Consider the following 17,921-nt stretch of genomic DNA (forward strand, 5'->3'; position numbering starts at 1 on the left):
CGAACAGGCGTGCGAGGATCGCGGGAGGGACGGTTCGGCCGGGGTCAGGGGGACGGGACGTGTGTACGGCCTTCGTGAGCGTGGAGCCGGCGGCGGCGGTGCCGGTACTGCTGCTGTCGGTGCGGGACGAGTACGCCGGACGGCGGTGGGCGCCGCCCGGGCACCACTGGCCCGCGCAGCCGTCGGCCGTCGGCGGGCTGGACCTGGTCGCGGGCGGCACCTGGCTGGCGGTGGAACCGAGCGGCGCGGGGAGCGGCCCGGTCGCGGCCTGCCTGCTGAACGGCTTCGGCACCCCGGCTCCGCAGGAGGGGCGCCTCTCCCGCGGCGGGCTGCCGCTGTTCGCCGCCCGGGGCGGGCGGCTCGACGGCCTGGACCTCGACCGGTACGACCCGTTCCACCTGGTGGCCGCCGGCCCGGCCGGCGCGCGGGTGCTCAGCTGGGGCGGCCCCGGCAGCCGGCTCGCCGAACTCGACCTGCCGACCGGCCTGAGCGTCGTCCTCAACGACGGGCCGGAGGGGGCGGCCGAGAACCGCACCGCCTCCGAACGGATCCGCGCCCTGATGGCCGCCCGCGCCGCCCGCTTCCGCGCCCGCTTCGAGGCCGTGCCCCGGCCGGATCCCCGTCCCGGCGCCGGGACGGCCGAGCAGGCGTGGGGCGGCTGGCTGCCCGTCGTCGCCGGCGACGGGCTGGCGCTGGACGACCCGGCCGCCCTGGTCCAGCGGCGCGAGTTCGGGGACGGGCGGATCTGGGGCTCGTCCTCGATCTCGCTGCTCGCCCTCGGCGGCGGCGACCCGGGCGCCGGGGACGTCCGCTACGACTTCGCCGCGGCCCCGGTGGCGGCCGGCCCCGGCGGGGCCTGGCAGCGGGTGGCGCTGTGGCCCCCGGCCCGGGAGGCGCCCACCGGGCCTGCCGGTCGGGCGCGTTCACGGAGCTAGTAGTGCTTTGTTAGGAGGCTTGTCACGTCGTGTGGTCGGTAGTTCTCTGTTGGTATGAGGGCTGGGGAGCTTGCGTTGTGGCGGGGGCGGTTGGAGGAGTTCGCGGCGGAGGTGTTCGCGCCCTTGGCCCGGCGTGATCAGCGGGCCAAGGGCGGGCTGTATCTGCGGGGGCTGCTGCTGGAGGGCCGGCGCAAGTCGATGCAGCCGATGGCCGAACGCCTCGGGGTCGACCACCAGCGGTTGCAGCAGTTCATGACGTCCTCGACCTGGCCGGTCGAGGACGTCCGGGCCCGTCTGGCGCGGCGAGCGGTGCGGGCGGTGCGGCCCGAGGTGTGGGCGGTGGACGACACCGGTTTCCCCAAGGACGGCAAGGCCTCGCCCGGGGTCGCGCGGCAGTACTCGGGCACGCTGGGCAAGGTCGGCAACTGCCAGATCGGTGTCAGTGTCCACGCTCTGTCCGGCACCGCTTCCTGCCCGCTGTCCTGGCGCCTGTTCCTGCCCGGGTCCTGGGACGGGCCCGAGGCCGCCGCACGCAGGGAGGCCTGCCGGATCCCCGACGGCGAGCACCACCGGCCGAAATGGCAGCCGGCCCTGGACATGCCCGACGAACTCGCCGCCACCGGGCTGCGGCCCGCCGTGCTGGTCGCGGACACCGCCTACGGCGCGAACGCGGACTTCCGCCACGGCCTGGAGGACCGGCACCTGGCCTACGTGCTGCAGGCCAAGGGCGAGATGACCGCCCACCGGGAGGACGCCGAACCGCACCGGCCGCTCTACGGCGGCCTGGGGCCGCGGCCACTCGCCCGCTACCGAACCCGCCCGCTTCCGCTGCGCGAGCACGTGCTGGCCGCCGGCCGTGGGGCCGGGCGGAGCGTGACCTGGCGCAAGGGCTCCAGAGCCGCGATGAGCGCGCACTTCGTCCTCCTGCGCGTCCGGCTCGCCGGACGCCGACCCAAACCGGCCGCCGACGGCACGATCCCCCTCACCTGGCTGATCGCCCAGTGGCCCGAGGGCGAGGCCGAGCCGGTCAAGTACTGGATCTCGAACCTCCCCGACGACATCCCAGCCAGGGACCTCGTCCGACTCGCGAAGTCACGATGGCGGATCGAGCACGACTACCGCGAGCTGAAGACCCGCCTCGGGCTGGACCACTTCGAGGGCCGCTCCTGGACCGGCTGGCACCGCCACGTCACCCTCGTCAGCGCCGCCCACCTGTTCCTCACCGAACAGCGCACCCTCCCAAAAGCCCTGTCCAGGGCCTGACCTCCGGCCAGGCCCTGGACCTCCTCCAACACCTCGTCGCCACCTGGACCGGCCACTGCCCCACCTGCCGACAACCCGCCCCATGGCAGCCCTACGACACCACCTAACAAAGCACTACTAGGGCCGCGCCAGGAGGCCCCGGTCGAGGGCGGTGACGACGGCGTGGGTGCGGTCCCCGACGTCGAGCTTGGCGAAGATCCGCAGCAGGTGGGTCTTCACCGTGGCCTCCGTGATGACGAGGCGGCGGCCGATCTCCGCGTTGGACAGGCCGTCGGCCACCGCGGTCAGCACCTCGGTCTCCCGGGCGGTCAGGGCGACGGGGGCCGGCCGGCGCAGGCGGGCGACCAGGCGTGCGGCGACCCGCGGGGCCAGGACCGTCTCGCCCCTGGCGGCGGAGTGGATGGCGTCGACGAGCTGGTCACGGGTGGCGTCCTTGAGCAGGTAGCCGATGGCCCCGGCCTCGACGGCGCGCTCGATCTCCTCGTCGGTGTCGTAGGTGGTCAGGATCAGCACCCGGGTGGCGGAGCCCGCGGCGGTGATCGCGGCGGTGGCGCCCACGCCGTCGAGCACCGGCATCCGCAGGTCGAGCAGGGCCAGATCGGGCCGCAGGCGGGCGACCAGCTCGACGGCCGCGCGGCCGTCGCCGCCCTCGCCGACGATCTCGACGGTGGGCTCCGAGGACAGCAGCGCGACCAGCCCGGCGCGCATCACGGTGTGGTCGTCGGCCACGACGATCCGGACCCGCCCCGGTTCCGCCCGCACCCCGTTCACGCCCGGCCGTCCGTGGGAAGCGCGGCGAGCACCCGGGTGCCGTCGCCGACCGAGCTGGTCACCCTGAGCTCGCCGCCCAGTTCGGCCAGCCGTCGGCGCATGCCGTTCAGTCCGAAGCCGTCCGAGTCCGCCACCACGAACCCCTTCCCGTCGTCGGTGATCTCCAGTTCGACGCCGCCGGGCGCGGGCGCGAGGACGACCGCCACCTGGGAGGCCCCGGCGTGCCGGCGGATGTTGGCCAGGGACTCCTGGGTGCACCGCAGGAGCGCGATCCGGGTCGGCGGGTCGCAGGCGACCTCCGCCAGCTCCGCCGTGACGGGCAGTCCGGTGTCCTCGGTGAACCGGTCCAGGGTCCGGCGCAGGGTCGCCGCGATCGAGCCCGGGGCGAGCCCGCTCTGCGGGGCCGCCCCCACCAGCACCCGCGCCTCGGCGAGGTTCTCCCGGGCGGTCTGCTCGATCGAGAGCAGTTGCCGGGCGGTCCGTCCGGGATCGGCGGCGAGCCCGGACGCGGCCGCCTCCGCCAGCACGATGATGGAGGCGAAGCCCTGCGCGAGGGTGTCGTGGATCTCCCGGGCGAGCCGCTCGCGCTCCTCGGTGGCCCCCCGGAGCCGGTGCGCCTCGGCCAGCCGCAGCCGGGCGGCCTCCAGCTCGGTGCCCAGCCGCCGGGCGCGCTCGTCGCCCTGCTCGACGATCCGCACCACCCCGAGCCCGACCAGCACGCCCGCGGCCCAGCCGATGAGCGTGAAGACGACGTTGCCGGCCGCGAACTGCTGTGCCTCCCAGGCCTGGTGACGGAGGATTCCGGCCACGGTGGCCGCCGCGGCGGCGGTGCCGGCGGCGATCGCGCGGCCCGGGCTCCCCGTCAGGAGCCAGAAGTGCGGCAGGGAGACGATGTACAGGGCCGCGCCGTCGCCGCGCACCAGCGCCAGCGCTCCCATCCCCAGGACGAGCGCCCCCAGGAAGACGTGCGGCGGGAGTGGCGGACGGGCCGGGCGCTCCGACACGGCCGCCCGGCAGAGCGCGAGGGCGGCCGCCAGCCCGATCGACCAGAACGTGGTGGCACCGGGGTCGCCGAGCACGGAGACGACCGGCGGGGCGATCCCCAGGACGATCCACGCGACCTCGTACCAGCGGCGGAGCGACCGTAACCGGAACGGGTCGTCGGGCTGCGGGCGTCGGCTCATGCCGGTCAGCCTAGGGCGTGGGCCGGGCCGGACCCCGGGCCCGGGTTCGGGCTCCGGCCCGGGTCCTCACCCGGGTTCGGGCCAGGGTTCGGGCCCGGGTTCGGGCGGGACGGCCACCAGGCCCGGTCGCCGAGCAGCAGCAGGACCGAGGGCAGCAGCATCAGCCGGACGACCACGGCGTCCAGCAGCACGGCCGCGGCCAGGCAGAAGCCCATCTGCTTCATCTCGGTGAGGTGCAGGGCGACGAAGGCGCCGAACACCGTCACCATCACGACCGCCGCACTGGTGACCACCCGGGCCGACCGGCCGATCCCGGTCAGCACCGCCTCCCGGGCCGGCATCCCGTCGCGCACGGCCTCCTGGATCCGGCTGACCACGAACACCTGGTAGTCCATCGACAGGCCGAAGAGGATCACGAAGAGGAACAGCGGCACCCGGGAGGCGATCGCGCCGAGCGAGTCGAAGCCGAGCAGCCCCTCGGCCCAGGTCCCCTGGAAGACCACCACCAGCAGGCCGAGCGAGGCCCCGGCGGACAGCAGGTTGAGGACGACGCCGATCAGCCCCAGCGCCGGCGAGCGGAAGGCCCAGAGGGTCATCAGGAAGGTCGCCAGCAGCAGCAGCCCGACGACCAGCGGCAGCGTCCGCCGCTCGTGCGCCACGTAGTCGCGCCCCCGGGCCACGTCGCCGCTCACCGCGCTCTCGGCCCCGGCCACCGGCCCCAGGGCGGCGGGGAGATGGACGTGCCGGAGGCGGTCGAGGGAGGCGATCGCCCCGGTGGACGAGGCGGGGAACGGAACGGACAGTTCGAGCACGCCGGTCCGGCCGTCGGCGGACGTGCGCAGCACCGGCTCGGTGTCCGTGGCGAACAGGGCGTCGGCCCGGGCCCGCCGGCCGAGATCGGCCAGCGCCTGCCGCACCTGCCCGGACCGGCCGGCGTCGGCGCGGACGACGACCTCGTGCCGGGTCAGGAGCCCGGGGAAGGCCGCGGTGAGCCGGTCGTGGACCTGCATCGCGGGGATGTCGCGGGAGAAGGTGTCCTTGCCCGGGTCGACGAGCCTCAGCCCGAGCGCGGGCGCCGCCAGGCCGAGCATCAGCAGGCCCGAGAGGGCCAGGGTGAGCGCGGGGCGCCGCCGGGCCGGCCGGAGCAGGGCACCGACCAGCCGGCCCGTCCCGGCCGCCGGGCGCCGGGCGGACCGGCGGGCCGCACGCCGCCCGGACGGCCGGCCCGCCCGGCGCTCCGCCCGCCGCTCGGCCCGGCGGCCGATCGTCACCAGCAGGGCGGGCAGGACGGTGAGCGAGCTGGCCACGGCGACCGCCACGACCAGGATCGTGCCGGTCGCCAGGGAGGAGAAGATGACGTCGGAGGCCACGTAGAGGGTCGCGGTGGAGACGATCACGGCCAGCCCGGAGACCACCACGGCCCGTCCCGCGGTGGCGGCAGCCAGCTCCACCAGGGCCTCCGGCCCGAGCCGCCCGCCGGCGCGCTCCCGCTCCTCGCGTTCGCGCTCCAGGTGGAAGAGGGTGTAGTCGACGCCCACCGCCAGGCCGATGAGCAGGATCATGTTGGTGCCGACCCCGGCGTCGGGGGCCAGGTGCGACGCCACCATCGACAGCCCGAGCGCGGCGGCGATCGAGGAGAGCGCCAGCAGCAGCGGCACACAGGCCGTCACCACCGAACCGAAGACCAGCAGCAGCGTCACCAGGGTCACCGGCAGGGTGATCCGCTCGGAGAGCGCGAGGTCCGCCCCGCGCTGCTCGTTGACTCCCTTGCTGATGGAGGGCGACCCGGTCTCCTCCACCACCAGCTCCGGGTGGGCCGCCCGCACCTCCGCGGTCCGGGCGAGGAGCGGGCCGACGTTCTTCCGCGCCGCCAGCTCCGGACCCCTGAGCACCACGGAGACGCGCAGGACCTCGCCGTCCTCCGAGCGGACGGGCGCCGCCACCTCGGCGACCTCGGGCAGGGCCCGCATCCGCTCGGTGATCTCCCGGGCCGCCGCGGCGGCGGCCTCCCCGGCCGGTCCTCCCGCGGCGGTGCGCAGGACGACGTGCTCCACGGGCCTGCGTTCCAGGCCGGCTCCGGCGGCGAGGGCCTCGGCCCGGCCGGCCTCGCCGACCCGGTAGTCCACGCCGGTGGCCTCGTTGGTGCCGACGGCGGCGCCGGCGGCGAGGCAGAGGACGACGAAGGCGAACCAGCCGGCGATGGCGGTCCGGGCGTGCCGGGCGCTCCAGCGGGCGATCCGCACGGGGAGTTGACTCATGCCCCCGATCCTTCGCGCCCGGCCCCTCCCGCCGGCACGCCCGCCGGACTGAACCCCGTGTCCACCGACCGGTGGACGCCCCGGCCGGCCCGGCCGCCCGTCAGTCCCGCGGCCGGCCGGTGCGGAAGACGGCGGTGACGAGCCGGTCCAGGGCCGCCGGGAACACCTGCGCCGGGTCGATCGGGGCGTCGCCCATGGTCAGCCCGGCGGTCAGCACGGTCCGGCCGTCGGGGGTGGCGATCATCAGCGCCCCGTAGCCGCCCGGGGCCCCGCCGTGGTGGTGGACGACGGTGCCGGCGCCCGTGCCGAGGTCCTGGACGAACAGTCCCAGTCCGTAGCCGAGCGGGCCGTGCGGCTCCAGCATCCCGGCCAGCAGCGGGGCCGGCAGGAGCCTGCCGCCCAGCAGCGCGGCGAAGAACGTCCCGAGGTCCCGGGTGGTCGAGACCATGTCCCCGGCGCCGGTCAGCAGGGAGGAGTTCTGGCGGCTGACGTCGACGACCCGCCAGGTGCCGTCGGCGTCCTGGTAGCGGCAGTAGCCGTGGGCGTGCGGGGCCGGGAGGTCGACCGAGCCGCCCGGCACCAGCGTGTCCCGCAGCCCGAGCGGGTCGAGGATCCGCCGCCGCATCTCCTCGGCCCAGGGGCGGCCGGTGAGGCTCTCGGCCAGCAGGACGGCCAGCGTGTAGTTGGTGTTGGAGTAGCTCTGGCCGGCGCCGGGTTCGAACCGCTGCGGCAGGGCGAGGGCGAACCGCACGAGCTCCTCCGGCCGGTAGTCGTGGAACCGGTTCTCCACCCACGCCCGGCCGGTAGCGGGGAGCCCCGGCACGAACACCCCGTCGGGGCCCGGGTCCCCGGTGTAACTGGCCAGGCCGCTGGTGTGCCGCAGCAGCATCCGCACGGTGATCCGCCCGTCCAGACCGAGTCCGGGCAGGTGGCCGGCCACCGGGGCGTCCAGCCCGGTCAGGCCGTCGGCGACCAGGTGCAGCACCAGGGCCGCGACGAAGGTCTTGGTGCTGCTGCCCACCCAGAACGTCCCGTCGGTCGGCGGCGGTCCGGGCTCGCCGAGGGCGCGTACCCCGGCGCTGCCGGTCCACTCGCCCCGGTCGTCGCGGACCCGGAGCTGCATCCCGGCGAAGCCGGCGTCGACGAACTCCCGGGCGGCCTGCTGCAGTTCCGGACGTGACTCGCTCATGGTGGTTCCTCTGTTCGGTGGGAGGGATTTCGGTGGGAAGGAGGGTGGCGGGGCGGGGGCCGGCAGGGTGGCGGGGCTCAGCGGCCGGCGGCGGTGATGTCGCCGTACGAGGTGGTCGCGCGGATCCGCAGACCGGCGGCGGCGCCCCCGCTGTTGCCGAGGGAGTTGCGGATCCGGCCGTGGCCGGTGCCGGCGTCGAGGACGGCGGAGACCCCGCGGGCGGCGCCGACCGTGATGTCGCCGGACCCGGTGCGCAGCACGACCTCGCCCGCGACGGCCTCGGCGATCCGGATGCCGCCCTTGGCGGTGGTGATCTCCGCCGGGCCGCCGAGCCGGCCGACGGTGATGTCACCGTCCTGGACGGCGAGGCGGGCACCGGCGGTCTCGTCGAGCTTGACCGTGCCCTGCGCGCCCTCGAAGGCGACGTCTCCGAGCCGTCCGACGCCGCGGAGTTCGGCGGCCGCCGCCTTCGCCTCGACGCGGGAGCCGGCGGGCAGTTGAACGGTCACCTCGACGGCCCCGGAGGCTCCGAGGATCCGGGGCCCCGACGGGACCCCGATCCGCAGGACGCCGTCGGCGAAGGCGACCCCGGTCTCCTCCGCCGCCCTGACGTCACGGGCCCGGGAGGCGTCGGCGGGACGGATCTCGACCGTGGTGTCGGCCCGGTCGGCGGCGATCAGCCGGATGTGCCCGGCGGGGACGTCGAGGACGACCGAGACGGCGGCGGGGGTGTCGAACCTCTGCATCGTGCGCTCCTGTGACTCGTTGTTTCCGATGAAGGAAACGCTACGTAGCATTCACGATTCAGGCAACACGCTTATTGCTCAACTTCCCTGTTTTTGCAGGTCATGAACGTCATTTCATTGCAACGATCTGAACGTCAATGCAACAATCCGATGATCACTCGTTGCAATGAATTGACGGTGAACGCTATGCTGGGAGCCGTCGGGCACGGACGGGGACGAAGGAGACGCGATGCCGGGAGGCAGGCTCACCCAGCAGGAACGCCGCCAGATCGCCGTCGGGCTGGCCGACGGCCTCGCCTACGCGGAGATCGCCCGGGGCATCGGCCGGCCGACCTCGACGGTCACCCGCGAGGTGATGCGCAACGGGGGCCCCACCGCCTACCGCGCCGACCTCGCCCACCGCGCGACCGAACGCCGCGCCCAGCGCCGCCCCCGGACCGCGCCCCGCGACCCGGAAACAGCCCCGCAGCCGCACGGGCGCGACCCCGGGGCGGTGCTGGCGTACGAGGAGGTGCTCACCACCGTCCTCGTCCACTCGGGCATGCCCAGGATGACGGCCCGGGTGCTGACCTGCCTCTTCACCAACGACGCGGGCAGCCTCACCGCCTCCGAGCTGGCCCTGCGACTCCAGGTCAGCCCGGCGTCCGTCTCCAAGGCGATCGCGTTCCTCGACGAACAGGGCCTGGTGCGCCGCGAACGCGACGAGCGCCGCCGCGAGCGCTACGTCGTCGACAACGACGTCTTCTACCAGTCGATGATGGCCAGCGCCCGCGGCACCGCCCACCTCGCCGAGACCGCCCGGCAGGGCGTCGGCGTCCTCGGCCCCGCCACCCCGGCCGGCGCGCGTCTCGAAAACATCGCCCGCTTCGTCGACTTCGTCTCCGAGGCCATCGTCCGCGCCGCCGAACAGGCCCGCGAGATCCTCCACTCCGGGCCCGGCCCCGCGGCGGGCCCGCCCTCCTGAGACCGTCGGCCCGTACGACACCCGGCGGACACCGCGGCTTGCGATGATCCCCCCATGGCTACTGAGGTGTGGGAAGACGAGGACGAGCTCTACTGCTTCCAGTCGACGCACGTGGACGCCGAGGGGGCGTGGGTCTTCGAACTGAGCGAGGCCCGCCGGGCACCGGCCTCCTGGTCGGGCTCGGCGAGCGAGGGGGTGGTGATGCCGGGCGTCGTGATGGTGACGGTCGTCGCCCACGATCCGGAGGAGGAGAAACCGCCCTACTTCCGCTTCGACCCGGGGCAGATCGTCCCGTTCGACGTGATGAAGCGCTTCGTGGACCGCGTCGCCGAGCTGATGACCAACGGCGCCGGCCCGGAGGGCGGCGGCCTCTCCGGCTCCTGAGCCCCGCACGGCACCCCACGACCGCCGGGGCCCGCCGGGGTCCGGCCCCGGCGGCCGGGCGGCCCCGGGAGGCGGAGGGGCCTCCCGGGGCGGTTCCGGAGGGGGGTCACTTCCGCCAGAAGAGGTGGTGGGTGACGCCGCTGGGGCTGGGGACCACGTCCAGGTGGAAGCGGTCGCGCAGGTCGTCGGGGGACTCCCAGAGGCGCAGGCCGGTGCCGAACTCCACCGGGGCCACCGCCACGTGCAGGGTGTCCACCAGGTCCGCGTCCAGGAACTCGCGGACGGTGGTGACGCCGCCGCCGAGGCGGACGTCCCTGCCCCGGGCCGCCTCCTTCGCGCGGGCGAGCACCGTGGCCGGGTCGGCGTCCACGAAGTGGAAGGTGGTGTCGGAGAGCGTGATCGACGGGCGCTCGTGGTGGGTCAGGACGAACACCGGGGTGCGGAACGGCGGCTCGTCGCCCCACCAGCCGCGCCACTCCTCGTCCTTCCACGGCCCGCGCTGGGGGCCGAACTTGTTGCGGCCCATGATCTCGGCGCCGATGTTGTGGGTGAAGTCCCGGGTGAAGTAGTCGTCGAGCCCCCGGCTGCCCCCGGCGTCGCCGCGCATCGGCCAGCTCGCCGTCGCGCCGGCCCAGGAGAACAGCCGTTCGGCGCCGTCGAGGCCGAAGGGCCGTTCGAGGCTCTGGTCCTCGCCGGCGGCGATGCCGTCGGCCGAGACGTTGAAGTTCTGGACTCTCAGCAGTTGGGTCACGGTCTTCCTCAGGTGCGGTCGGGATCGGCGCCCGCTTCGAGCCGGCGGGCCTGTTCGGTGAGGTGGCGGCGTTCCGGGGCGCTGGTGGCGCGGCGGGCGGCCTCGCGGTAGACGCCCCCGGCGGACGGGTCGCCGAGGAGTTCCAGCAGGTGGGCCCGGGTGGCGAAGAGGCGGTGGTGGCGGGCGAGGCGCCGGTCCGCTTCGAGCGGGGCCAGCGCGGCCAGACCGGCCTCCGGGCCGTCGGTCATCGCCAGCGCCACCGCCCGGTTGAGGGTGACGAATGGGTTCTCGCCGAACCCGGCCAGCACGTCGTAGAGCGCCAGGATCTGCGGCCAGTCCGTGGACTTCGCGTCCGGCGCCTCGTCGTGGACGGCCGCGATCGCCGCCTGCACCTGGTACGGCCCCACCCTGCCGCGCGGCAGGGTCCGGCTGATCAGTGCGACGCCCTCGTCGACGAGCGCGCTGTCCCAGCGCGAGCGGTCCTGGTCCGCCAGCGGGACCAGCTCCCCGGCCGGCCCCGTCCGCGCCGGGCGGCGGGCGTCCGTCAGCAGCATCAGGGCGAGCAGCCCGGCGGTCTCGGCGTCGTCCGGGGCGAGGCGCAGCAGCAGCCGGGCCAGCCGGATCGCCTCGGTGGAGAGCGCGGGCGCCGTGAGGGCGTCGCCGCCGCTCGACGCGTATCCCTCGTTGAAGATCAGGTAGAGCACCTGGCGGACCTCGGCGAGGCCCTCGGGGAGCCGCCGGGCGGGCAGTCCGGCCGTCCGCACGGTCTGCTTGGCCCGGCTGATCCGCTGCGCCATCGTGGACTCCGGCACCAGGAACGCCGCCGCGATCTGCGCCGTCGTCAGGCCGCCGACCGCCCGCAGGGTGAGCGCGATCCGGCTGGGCGCGGACAGGTCCGGGTGGCAGCAGAGGAACAGCAGCTGGAGGGAGTCGTCCCGGTCGGCGGGCGACGTGGCGTCCGGAGCCGGGCCGAGCAGCGCCGACTGCGGGGTGGCCAGGGCGAGGGCGTCCTCGCGGCGCCGGCGGGCGACCTCGCTGCGCACGGTGTCGGTCAGCCGGCGGCCGGCGACCGTCACCAGCCAGCCGCGCGGGTTCTGCGGCACCCCGTCGGCCGGCCACTGGGTGGCGGCGGCCAGCAGGGCCTCCTGCACGGCGTCCTCGCAGGCGTCGAACAGCCCCCGGCCGTACCGCCGGACCAGCGCCCCGAGGGCCTGCGGCGCGAGGTCGCGCAGCAGGCCCTCCAGGTCGGCCGGGCCGGCCGGCCACGACGGCTCCCGCCCGCTCACACGTCCGCCGCGTTCGCCGGGGACTCGTGCAGGACCGGCCACAGCTCCACCGGGTCGACGTCCGCGAACGGCATGTCGGCGGCGATCTCCTGGGCGCGCTCCAGGCTCTCGCAGTCGAGGAGGTAGAAGCTGGCGAGGTACTCCTTGGTCTCCAGGTACGGCCCGTCGGTGACCACCGGCAGCCCGTCGGCCCGCCGGACCAGCTGGGCGGCGGCGGCGTCGGCCAGGCCGTAGGCGCCGAGCAGCTCGCCGCTCTCGCGGTAGCGGGTGTTGAACGCCTCCTGCCGGGCGATCGCGGCCGGCCACTCCTCCGCCGGGAAGGCGTCCCACTTGGCCTGGTTGCCGTAGATCATCGCGAGGTACTTCATGTCGGGTGTCCCTCCCGTTCGGCCCGCCTCGTCCGGCGTGCTCCCACCCCTCGGTCGGAGCCGGGTACGCGGACTCGACATCCTTGACCGGGATTTTTTCGACATCCTTCCGCGCGGTGGGGAAGGCGCGCGGAACGGGGCGGCCCGACGGGTGAGCGGGGCCGGGGGCCGGGGCGGCCGGAAACGCCGGGGCGGCCGTCAACGGGGAGCGCTTGCAGCGCACTTGTGGCGCGTACGGGGTTCCGCCGGAGCGTGCACCTTTGGGATGGTCGACGGACAGCGGCGCGAAGGGGGCGGTGCATCCGTGGCGAGTCCCACCACCGAGGCGGCGGCGCCGACGGGCGTCCCGCCGCCGACGGTCCGCCGGATCACCGGCTTCGCCGCGCCCGTCGTGCTGAGCGAGGCGGTCGCCCTCGGCGCGCAGTTCGCCGTGGTGGCGATGCTGGGCGCGGCCGGCGGGCACGCCCTCTACCTGCGCTCCCTCTACACGCCCGTCGGCTTCCTGCTGGTCGCCCTCAACTCCGGCCTCTCGGTCGCGCTCCAGGTGGTGGCCGCGCGGGCCGCCGGTTGCGGGCGGCGCGGCGACCTGCCCGGGCACCTCGCCGCGGCCACCCGGATCGGGGCGCTCTGCTACCTGGTCTGCGGCGCCGCCGTGCTGGCCGGGGCCGAGCCGCTGGGCGCGCTGCTCGACGTGCCGGGTGCCGACCGGACGCCGTTCCTCGCCTTCCTCGCCGCGATGGTGGCGGTGAACGCGGTCGGCGCGCTGGGCGAGCTGTGCGCCGCCGTCCTTCGGGGCTCCGGCGCGACCGGGCGGGGCATGCTGCTGACGCTCACCTCGGCGGGGCTGCTGCTGGCCGGGGTCGGCGGTCTGGGGCTCGGCGCCGGCTGGGGGCTGACCGCGCTGCCGGTCGCCTCGCTGGGCGCCGGGGTGGTGGAGGTGCTGCTCGGCGCCGTGCTGCTGCGGCGGGCGGGCCTGCTGGGGCGGGGCGGGAGGAGCGGCGGCGGGGCAGGGCGGGGCGACGGGACCGGACGCGGCGCGGAGGTCCGGGCGGCGGTGGTGTCCGTCGGGGTGCCGGTCGGTGCCTCGTTCCTGCTGCTCTGCGTCGTGAACCTGGCGCTTCTGCGGGTCGTCACCCCGTTCGGGCCGGGCGCGGTGGCCGGGTTCACGCTCGGCTCGACGCTGCAGAGCGCGGTGATCGTCCCGGCGGTGGGGTTCGGCTCGGCCGTCGCGATCCTGGTCAACCAGGCGGGCGCGGCCGGCGACCGCGCCGCCGCCCGGCGGGCCGTGCGCACCGGCGGGCTGCTGACGGCGGGCTGCTACCTGGCCGTGACGGCGGTGCTGTGGCCGGCGGGTGCGCGGCTGGCCGCCCGGCTCTCCGCCGATCCGGCCACCGCGGAGGAGGCCGTCCGCTTCCTCCACCTCGCGGGGCCTTCGTTCGGCTGCACCGCGCTGGCGCTCACCGCGCTGACCCTGCTGGAGCAGACCGGGCACGGCGGCGTCGCGTTCGCCCTGAACGTCGTGTACTTCGGCGCCGTGGTCGCGGTGGGCGGGCCGCTCAGCGCCGCCCGGCACTCCACCGACGCGCTGTACCTGACCATGACGGCCGGGGCCTGCCTGGGGGTGGCGGTCTGCTGGTCGGCGCTGTGGTGGCTGCTGTACCGGCCGCTCGGGGCCGCCCGGGGGTGAGGGGCCGCCCGGACGGCACTCGGCGGGGGGCACCGCGGCGGCAGCACCCGGCGGCCGTCAGTACGCCGCCAGGCCCAGCCGGGCCAGCCGCTCCGGGTCCGTGAAGACGTCGAGCCCGACCACCCGGCCGCCACGCACGGTGAACGCCGCGAGCGAGACCGGACGGCCGTCGACGAACGTGGCCACCGCCGGTTCGCCGTTGACCAGCACCGGGCGGGACTCGCCGGTGAACTGCACCCCGAACCGGCTCGCCCCGGCCGCCACCTCGGCCGCGCCGCGCCGCAGGACCGCCGGCCGCAGGCCACCGCCCTCGGCGCGGGCCACCACGTCCGGGTCCAGCACGGCGAGCAGGGCGTCGAAGTCCCCGCCCCGGGCGGCGGCCAGGAACGCGTCCACGACCGCGCGGCGCAGCGCCAGGTCGGCGTCCGGCGCGGGCGCGGCACCCTGGACGCGGCGGCGGGCGCGGCTGGCGAGCTGACGGGTGGAGACGGTGGTGCGGCCGAGGACCGGGGCGATCTCGTCGAACGGCACCGAGAACGTGTCGTGCAGCACGAAGGCCAGCCGCTCCGCCGGGGAGAGCGTCTCCAGCACGATCATCAGCGCGATGCCGACCGAGTCGGCGATCAGGACCTCCTGCTCCGGGTCGACGGCCGACGCCCCGGAGACGACCGGGTCGGGCAGCCGGACCGGCCGTCCCTCCGGGTCCTGCAGCGGGTCCTCCCGCCGGGCGGCGCGCGAGCGCAGCAGGTCCAGGCAGACCCGGCCGACCACGGTGGTCAGCCAGCCGCCCAGGTTGACGACCCCGCCGGCGTCCGAGCGGCTCAGCCTGAACCACGCCTCCTGGACGGCGTCCTCGGCCTCGCCGAGCGAGCCGAGCATCCGGTAGGCGACCGCCCGCAGATGCGGCCGGTGCTCCTCGAAGCGCTCGGCCAGGAACTCTTCCCCGCTCATCCGTCACACCCTCGCGTCGGGATCCGTCGGTTCCTTGACGGATCCCGGCCGCTCCGTGTGACAGAACCGCGGGAGGAACGTACCCCGGACGGCCGGCGCACGCGCCCCGCACCCGCCCGCACCGCCGGGCCCGGGACCGCCGGGCTCAGGACTGCCGGCCGCGCGCCGAGTTCGGGGGGCGGCGCGGACCGCGGGCCGAGGCGGCGGGACCGCCGGACGGGCCGCCGGAGGGACGCGGGCGCGGCGGCCGGCCCGGACCGAGCGCGGCCTGGCGCCGCTGGATCTCGCGCCAGACCCGCGGCGGGCACGGCCCCTGCGGGCGATCGGAGAGGAAGCTCTCGTACGGCACCCGGCGCGGCACCATCCCGATCTCGATCCAGGACGGCTTGCCGGTGCGGTCCCAGCCCTCGTTCTCCATCCGGATGTAGTCGTCGCGGTGGTCCTTGTCCTTGCTGGTGATCTGCAGGACCTCCGCGTAGCCCTGCTGGACGCCCACGATCACGCAGTAGTGCCGGGCCGCCTCCGCGCGGTCCCGGAACGGCACCATCGCCACCCACACCTCCCCCGCCGCCGGGCGGGTGACGGTCGTGGCGGCCCTGGTGCCCGAACGGACCCGGTCCGGGCGCGTCCTCGGCCGCGGGACCGGCTCACCCGCCCAGGAGCGGACACGGGTGCGCCACGCCCAGGCGAGCGCGCCGACCGCGACGCTCTGCAGGGCGAGGCCGTTCGCCGCCGCCCCGTCGTGGACACCGAAGACCTTCGGCACGGCGTACGCGCCGACCAGGTGGGCGACCACCGAGGAGGCGGCCGTCAGCCCGGCCGCCCGGGCCGGCACCACCCAGAACTCGACCCGGCGGGCCCGCCCGGCCTGCCAGTCCAGCAGCAGGGCGACGGCGTACGCGATCGCGACCAGGATCGCCACCTGCCCGCCGGTGGTGTGCTGCGGCGGGTTCTGCGCCTTCATCAGGGCCGGCATCATGACCGGCAGCGCGAGCGGATAACCGAGGGCCACGAAGAACAGCAGCATGAAGAAGGCGTTCAGACAGCCTCCGCCGCCGGGCCGTCTCCTCCGCGGAACCGCCGAATTCCCGTACTGGTACGCCATCTTCGCCACCCCCACCGCGGTCGTGCGTCCGGCGCAATGTACCGGAGATGCGGGGGCCGCGGGGGTGCCGGGGATAATCCCGGCATGAGCCGCTCCCGAACGACCCCCGGCACCGCGCCGAGCGCCCCCCGGAGCGCTCCCGGCACCTCCCGGAGCGCCCCCCGGGACCGCTCGCGGGACGGTTCGGGCAGCTCACGGGCCGCCGACGGCGGTGCCCCCGCGGCGGCGGCCTGGACGGCGTTCGGCGGCGACCTGCACCTCGACCTCGGCGGGCGGCGGGCCGCCGGGGCCGGGCTGCGCGCCGCCCTGGAGGACGCGCTGCGCGAGGCGGTCCAGGACGGGCGGCTCGCGCCCGGCACCCGGCTGCCGTCCTCCCGGGCGCTCGGCCAGGACCTCGGGATCGCCCGCAACACCGTGGTCGAGGTCTACGGGCAGCTGACCGCCGAGGGCTGGCTCTCCTCGCGGCAGGGCTCCGGCACGACGGTCGCCGAGCGGGCCGCGCCCCGGCCCGCCGGCCGGACCGTCGAGGTGCGGGCCGGACTGCGCCCCACCGGGCGGCACGACCTGCTCGCCGGGCGGCCGGACCTCTCGCTGTTCCCGCGCAGCGCCTGGCTGGCCAGTGCCCGCCGGGCGCTGGCCGTCGCCCCGCACGAGGCCTTCGACTACGGCTCGCCGCTGGGTCGGATCGAGCTGCGCCGGGCGCTCGCCGACTACCTGGCCAGGGTCCGGGGCGTGCGGACCGACCCGGAGCGGCTGCTGATCTGCGCCGGCCTCCGGCAGGGGCTGGGCCTGCTGGCCGCCGCGCTGCGCGAACGCGGCACGGGCGCGGTGGCCGTCGAGGCGTACGGGCTGCCGCCGCAGCGGGACACCCTGCGGGCCGCCGGGCTGGGCCTCGTACCGCTGCCGCTGGACGGCTCCGGGGCGCGGACCGACCTGCTGGACGGTCTGTCGGCGGAGCGCGCGGGCGGACGGACGGGGGCGGGTGCGCGGGCGGACCGGCGGCCGGGCGCGGTGCTGCTCACCCCCGCGCACCAGTTCCCGACCGGCGCCGCGCTGGCCGCCGACCGCCGGGCGGCGGCCGTCCGCTGGGCCCGCGCGCACGACGGGTACGTGATCGAGGACGACTACGACGGCGAGTTCCGCTACGACCGGCAGCCGCTCGGCGCGATGCAGGCGCTCGACCCGGACCGCGTGGTCTACGGCGGCACCGCCGCCAAGAGCCTGGCGCCCGGGCTGCGGCTGGCCTGGCTGGCGCTGCCCGACGGCCTGGTCGAGCCGGTCGCCCGGTTCAGGGCACTGGCGGACACCACCGGCCCGGTGATCGACCAGCTCACCTTCGCCGAACTGATCGACTCGGGCCGCTACGACCGGCACGTCCGGCGCTGCCGGCTGCACTACCGGCGGCGCCGGGACCTCCTGGTCGCGGCGCTCGCCGAGCGGGCCCCGCACGTGCGGGTCACCGGGATCGCCGCGGGGCTGCACGCCGTCCTGCAGCTGCCGCCCGGCTCCCGCCCGGAGGCGGAGCTGGTGGCGCGCGCCCGCGCCGGGGGCCTGGTGCTCAGCAGTCTCGGCTGGTACCTCGCCGACCCCGCCCTCGCGCCGGACGCCCCGCCGGCCCTGGTCGTCGGCCACGCCACCCCGCCCGAGCACGCCTTCCCGGCCGCCCTCGACGCCCTGTGCGAGCTGCTCCGCGAGGCGTGAGGGGCCGCGCGGGCACCCGCGGCACCGGCCCGCGCACGCCGGGGCGCCCCCGCCGGAGCCGGCCGGGGCCGGGGCGGGGGACGGGGGCGGCCCGGAGGCCGGGACACCGGACCCGGCGGGTGGCTCATCCGGTGAACCGGCCTGCCGCGCGGGCTACTTGTTGCGGGTTCCCAGCTCGAACAGGAGCATGATGAAGCCGGCGAAGGCGTGGATCCCGACGGTGTAGATCACCAGGCGGTGGTAGACGCGGCGGTTGGCCCACTTGCCCGCGTCCATGGTCTTCGGGGCGCCGTCGGCCCTGGTGTCCGGGGCGGGCAGGGCGGCCGCGGCGGGGGTGGTGGTGGGATCGGCCATCGGTGATCTCCTCCGGGTTTCCTG

The 17,921-nt window shown here is 76.1% G+C and carries 17 protein-coding genes; 6 read left to right on the forward strand and 11 right to left on the reverse strand.

Annotated features, from left to right (window positions below):
- Positions 1–74 precede the first annotated feature (74 nt).
- Complete coding sequence (locus ACFCX4_RS02420) at positions 75–935, forward strand: NRDE family protein (RefSeq protein WP_376138184.1); 861 nt, start codon at positions 75–77, stop codon at positions 933–935.
- Positions 936–989: 54 nt separating this feature from the next.
- On the forward strand, positions 990–2,198 hold the full coding sequence (locus tag ACFCX4_RS02425) for an IS701 family transposase (RefSeq protein WP_376138185.1): 1,209 nt from the start codon (positions 990–992) through the stop codon (positions 2,196–2,198).
- Positions 2,199–2,315: 117 nt separating this feature from the next.
- On the opposite strand, the gene ACFCX4_RS02430 is transcribed toward ACFCX4_RS02425, so the two are convergent.
- The 5 genes from ACFCX4_RS02430 to ACFCX4_RS02450 all read right to left on the reverse strand — a co-directional run bounded on the left by ACFCX4_RS02430 (position 2,316) and on the right by ACFCX4_RS02450 (position 8,346).
- On the reverse strand, positions 2,316–2,969 hold the full coding sequence (locus ACFCX4_RS02430; RefSeq protein WP_376138186.1) for a response regulator: 654 nt from the start codon (positions 2,967–2,969) through the stop codon (positions 2,316–2,318).
- Positions 2,966–4,153 (reverse strand): sensor histidine kinase, encoded by a 1,188-nt coding sequence (locus ACFCX4_RS02435; protein ID WP_376138187.1) that lies wholly within the window; start codon positions 4,151–4,153, stop codon positions 2,966–2,968. The genes ACFCX4_RS02430 and ACFCX4_RS02435 overlap by 4 nt, the downstream gene beginning before the upstream one ends.
- A gap of 5 nt (positions 4,154–4,158) precedes the next feature.
- The gene (locus ACFCX4_RS02440; RefSeq protein ID WP_376138188.1) at positions 4,159–6,411 is read right to left on the reverse strand and encodes an MMPL family transporter; all 2,253 of its coding nucleotides are present in this window, start codon (positions 6,409–6,411) and stop codon (positions 4,159–4,161) included.
- Between the two features lie 100 nt (positions 6,412–6,511).
- A complete protein-coding gene (locus ACFCX4_RS02445) occupies positions 6,512–7,600 on the reverse strand; it encodes a serine hydrolase domain-containing protein (protein WP_376138189.1) in 1,089 nt (362 codons plus the stop codon).
- Positions 7,601–7,677: 77 nt separating this feature from the next.
- Entirely contained in the window at positions 7,678–8,346 is a 669-nt protein-coding gene (locus ACFCX4_RS02450; RefSeq protein WP_376138191.1) for a DUF4097 family beta strand repeat-containing protein, read from the reverse strand.
- Positions 8,347–8,575: 229 nt separating this feature from the next.
- On the opposite strand from ACFCX4_RS02450, the gene ACFCX4_RS02455 reads away from it, so the two are divergent.
- On the forward strand, positions 8,576–9,310 hold the full coding sequence (locus tag ACFCX4_RS02455; protein ID WP_376138192.1) for a helix-turn-helix domain-containing protein: 735 nt from the start codon (positions 8,576–8,578) through the stop codon (positions 9,308–9,310).
- 54 nt (positions 9,311–9,364) lie between these two features.
- Positions 9,365–9,694 (forward strand): hypothetical protein, encoded by a 330-nt coding sequence (locus tag ACFCX4_RS02460; RefSeq protein WP_376138194.1) that lies wholly within the window; start codon positions 9,365–9,367, stop codon positions 9,692–9,694.
- A gap of 106 nt (positions 9,695–9,800) precedes the next feature.
- Here the strand turns inward: ACFCX4_RS02460 and ACFCX4_RS02465 are convergent, their stop codons facing one another.
- From ACFCX4_RS02465 to ACFCX4_RS02475, 3 genes are read right to left on the reverse strand one after another with little or no spacing between them, the layout of a single operon-like run.
- A complete protein-coding gene (locus ACFCX4_RS02465; protein WP_376138195.1) occupies positions 9,801–10,445 on the reverse strand; it encodes a dihydrofolate reductase family protein in 645 nt (214 codons plus the stop codon).
- A gap of 8 nt (positions 10,446–10,453) precedes the next feature.
- Positions 10,454–11,731: an RNA polymerase sigma factor gene (locus ACFCX4_RS02470; RefSeq protein ID WP_376138196.1), complete on the reverse strand. Its 1,278-nt coding sequence runs from the start codon at positions 11,729–11,731 to the stop codon at positions 10,454–10,456.
- Positions 11,728–12,099, reverse strand: coding sequence for a YciI family protein (locus ACFCX4_RS02475; protein ID WP_376138197.1), 372 nt, complete (start codon positions 12,097–12,099; stop codon positions 11,728–11,730). Before ACFCX4_RS02475 ends, ACFCX4_RS02470 begins: the two co-directional genes overlap by 4 nt.
- A 304-nt stretch (positions 12,100–12,403) precedes the next feature.
- On the opposite strand from ACFCX4_RS02475, the gene ACFCX4_RS02480 reads away from it, so the two are divergent.
- Positions 12,404–13,786, forward strand: a complete 1,383-nt coding sequence (locus ACFCX4_RS02480; protein WP_376138198.1) for an MATE family efflux transporter — start codon at positions 12,404–12,406, stop codon at positions 13,784–13,786.
- A 57-nt stretch (positions 13,787–13,843) separates the two neighbouring features.
- Here the strand turns inward: ACFCX4_RS02480 and ACFCX4_RS02485 are convergent, their stop codons facing one another.
- Complete coding sequence (locus ACFCX4_RS02485) at positions 13,844–14,737, reverse strand: sigma-70 family RNA polymerase sigma factor (protein WP_376138199.1); 894 nt, start codon at positions 14,735–14,737, stop codon at positions 13,844–13,846.
- A 145-nt stretch (positions 14,738–14,882) separates the two neighbouring features.
- The gene (locus ACFCX4_RS02490) at positions 14,883–15,764 is read right to left on the reverse strand and encodes a hypothetical protein (protein ID WP_376138201.1); all 882 of its coding nucleotides are present in this window, start codon (positions 15,762–15,764) and stop codon (positions 14,883–14,885) included.
- Positions 15,765–15,926: 162 nt separating this feature from the next.
- On the opposite strand from ACFCX4_RS02490, the gene ACFCX4_RS02495 reads away from it, so the two are divergent.
- Positions 15,927–17,543 carry a PLP-dependent aminotransferase family protein gene (locus ACFCX4_RS02495; protein ID WP_376138202.1) on the forward strand — a complete coding sequence of 539 codons (1,617 nt, stop codon included), beginning with the start codon at positions 15,927–15,929 and terminating at the stop codon, positions 17,541–17,543.
- Between the two features lie 153 nt (positions 17,544–17,696).
- On the opposite strand, the gene ACFCX4_RS02500 is transcribed toward ACFCX4_RS02495, so the two are convergent.
- Complete coding sequence (locus ACFCX4_RS02500; protein WP_376138204.1) at positions 17,697–17,897, reverse strand: DUF6126 family protein; 201 nt, start codon at positions 17,895–17,897, stop codon at positions 17,697–17,699.
- Positions 17,898–17,921: the final 24 nt, after the last annotated feature.

The organism is Kitasatospora sp. NPDC056327, from assembly GCF_042261735.1.
Lineage (GTDB): Bacteria > Actinomycetota > Actinomycetes > Streptomycetales > Streptomycetaceae > Kitasatospora.

Excerpts from the sequence above, each read along its gene's own strand:
- ACFCX4_RS02450 (WP_376138191.1), bottom strand. The coding sequence starts at position 8,346 with ATGCAGAGGTTCGACACCCCCGCCGCCGTCTCGGTCGTCCTCGACGTC.
- ACFCX4_RS02445 (WP_376138189.1), bottom strand. The coding sequence starts at position 7,600 with ATGAGCGAGTCACGTCCGGAACTGCAGCAGGCCGCCCGGGAGTTCGTC.
- ACFCX4_RS02495 (WP_376138202.1), top strand. The coding sequence starts at position 15,927 with ATGAGCCGCTCCCGAACGACCCCCGGCACCGCGCCGAGCGCCCCCCGG.
- ACFCX4_RS02435 (WP_376138187.1), bottom strand. The coding sequence starts at position 4,153 with ATGAGCCGACGCCCGCAGCCCGACGACCCGTTCCGGTTACGGTCGCTC.
- ACFCX4_RS02500 (WP_376138204.1), bottom strand. The coding sequence starts at position 17,897 with ATGGCCGATCCCACCACCACCCCCGCCGCGGCCGCCCTGCCCGCCCCG.
- ACFCX4_RS02440 (WP_376138188.1), bottom strand. The coding sequence starts at position 6,411 with ATGAGTCAACTCCCCGTGCGGATCGCCCGCTGGAGCGCCCGGCACGCC.
- ACFCX4_RS02460 (WP_376138194.1), top strand. The coding sequence starts at position 9,365 with ATGGCTACTGAGGTGTGGGAAGACGAGGACGAGCTCTACTGCTTCCAG.
- ACFCX4_RS02490 (WP_376138201.1), bottom strand. The coding sequence starts at position 15,764 with ATGCTGCTGTTCTTCGTGGCCCTCGGTTATCCGCTCGCGCTGCCGGTC.
- ACFCX4_RS02455 (WP_376138192.1), top strand. The coding sequence starts at position 8,576 with ATGCCGGGAGGCAGGCTCACCCAGCAGGAACGCCGCCAGATCGCCGTC.
- ACFCX4_RS02475 (WP_376138197.1), bottom strand. The coding sequence starts at position 12,099 with ATGAAGTACCTCGCGATGATCTACGGCAACCAGGCCAAGTGGGACGCC.
- ACFCX4_RS02425 (WP_376138185.1), top strand. The coding sequence starts at position 990 with ATGAGGGCTGGGGAGCTTGCGTTGTGGCGGGGGCGGTTGGAGGAGTTC.
- ACFCX4_RS02485 (WP_376138199.1), bottom strand. The coding sequence starts at position 14,737 with ATGAGCGGGGAAGAGTTCCTGGCCGAGCGCTTCGAGGAGCACCGGCCG.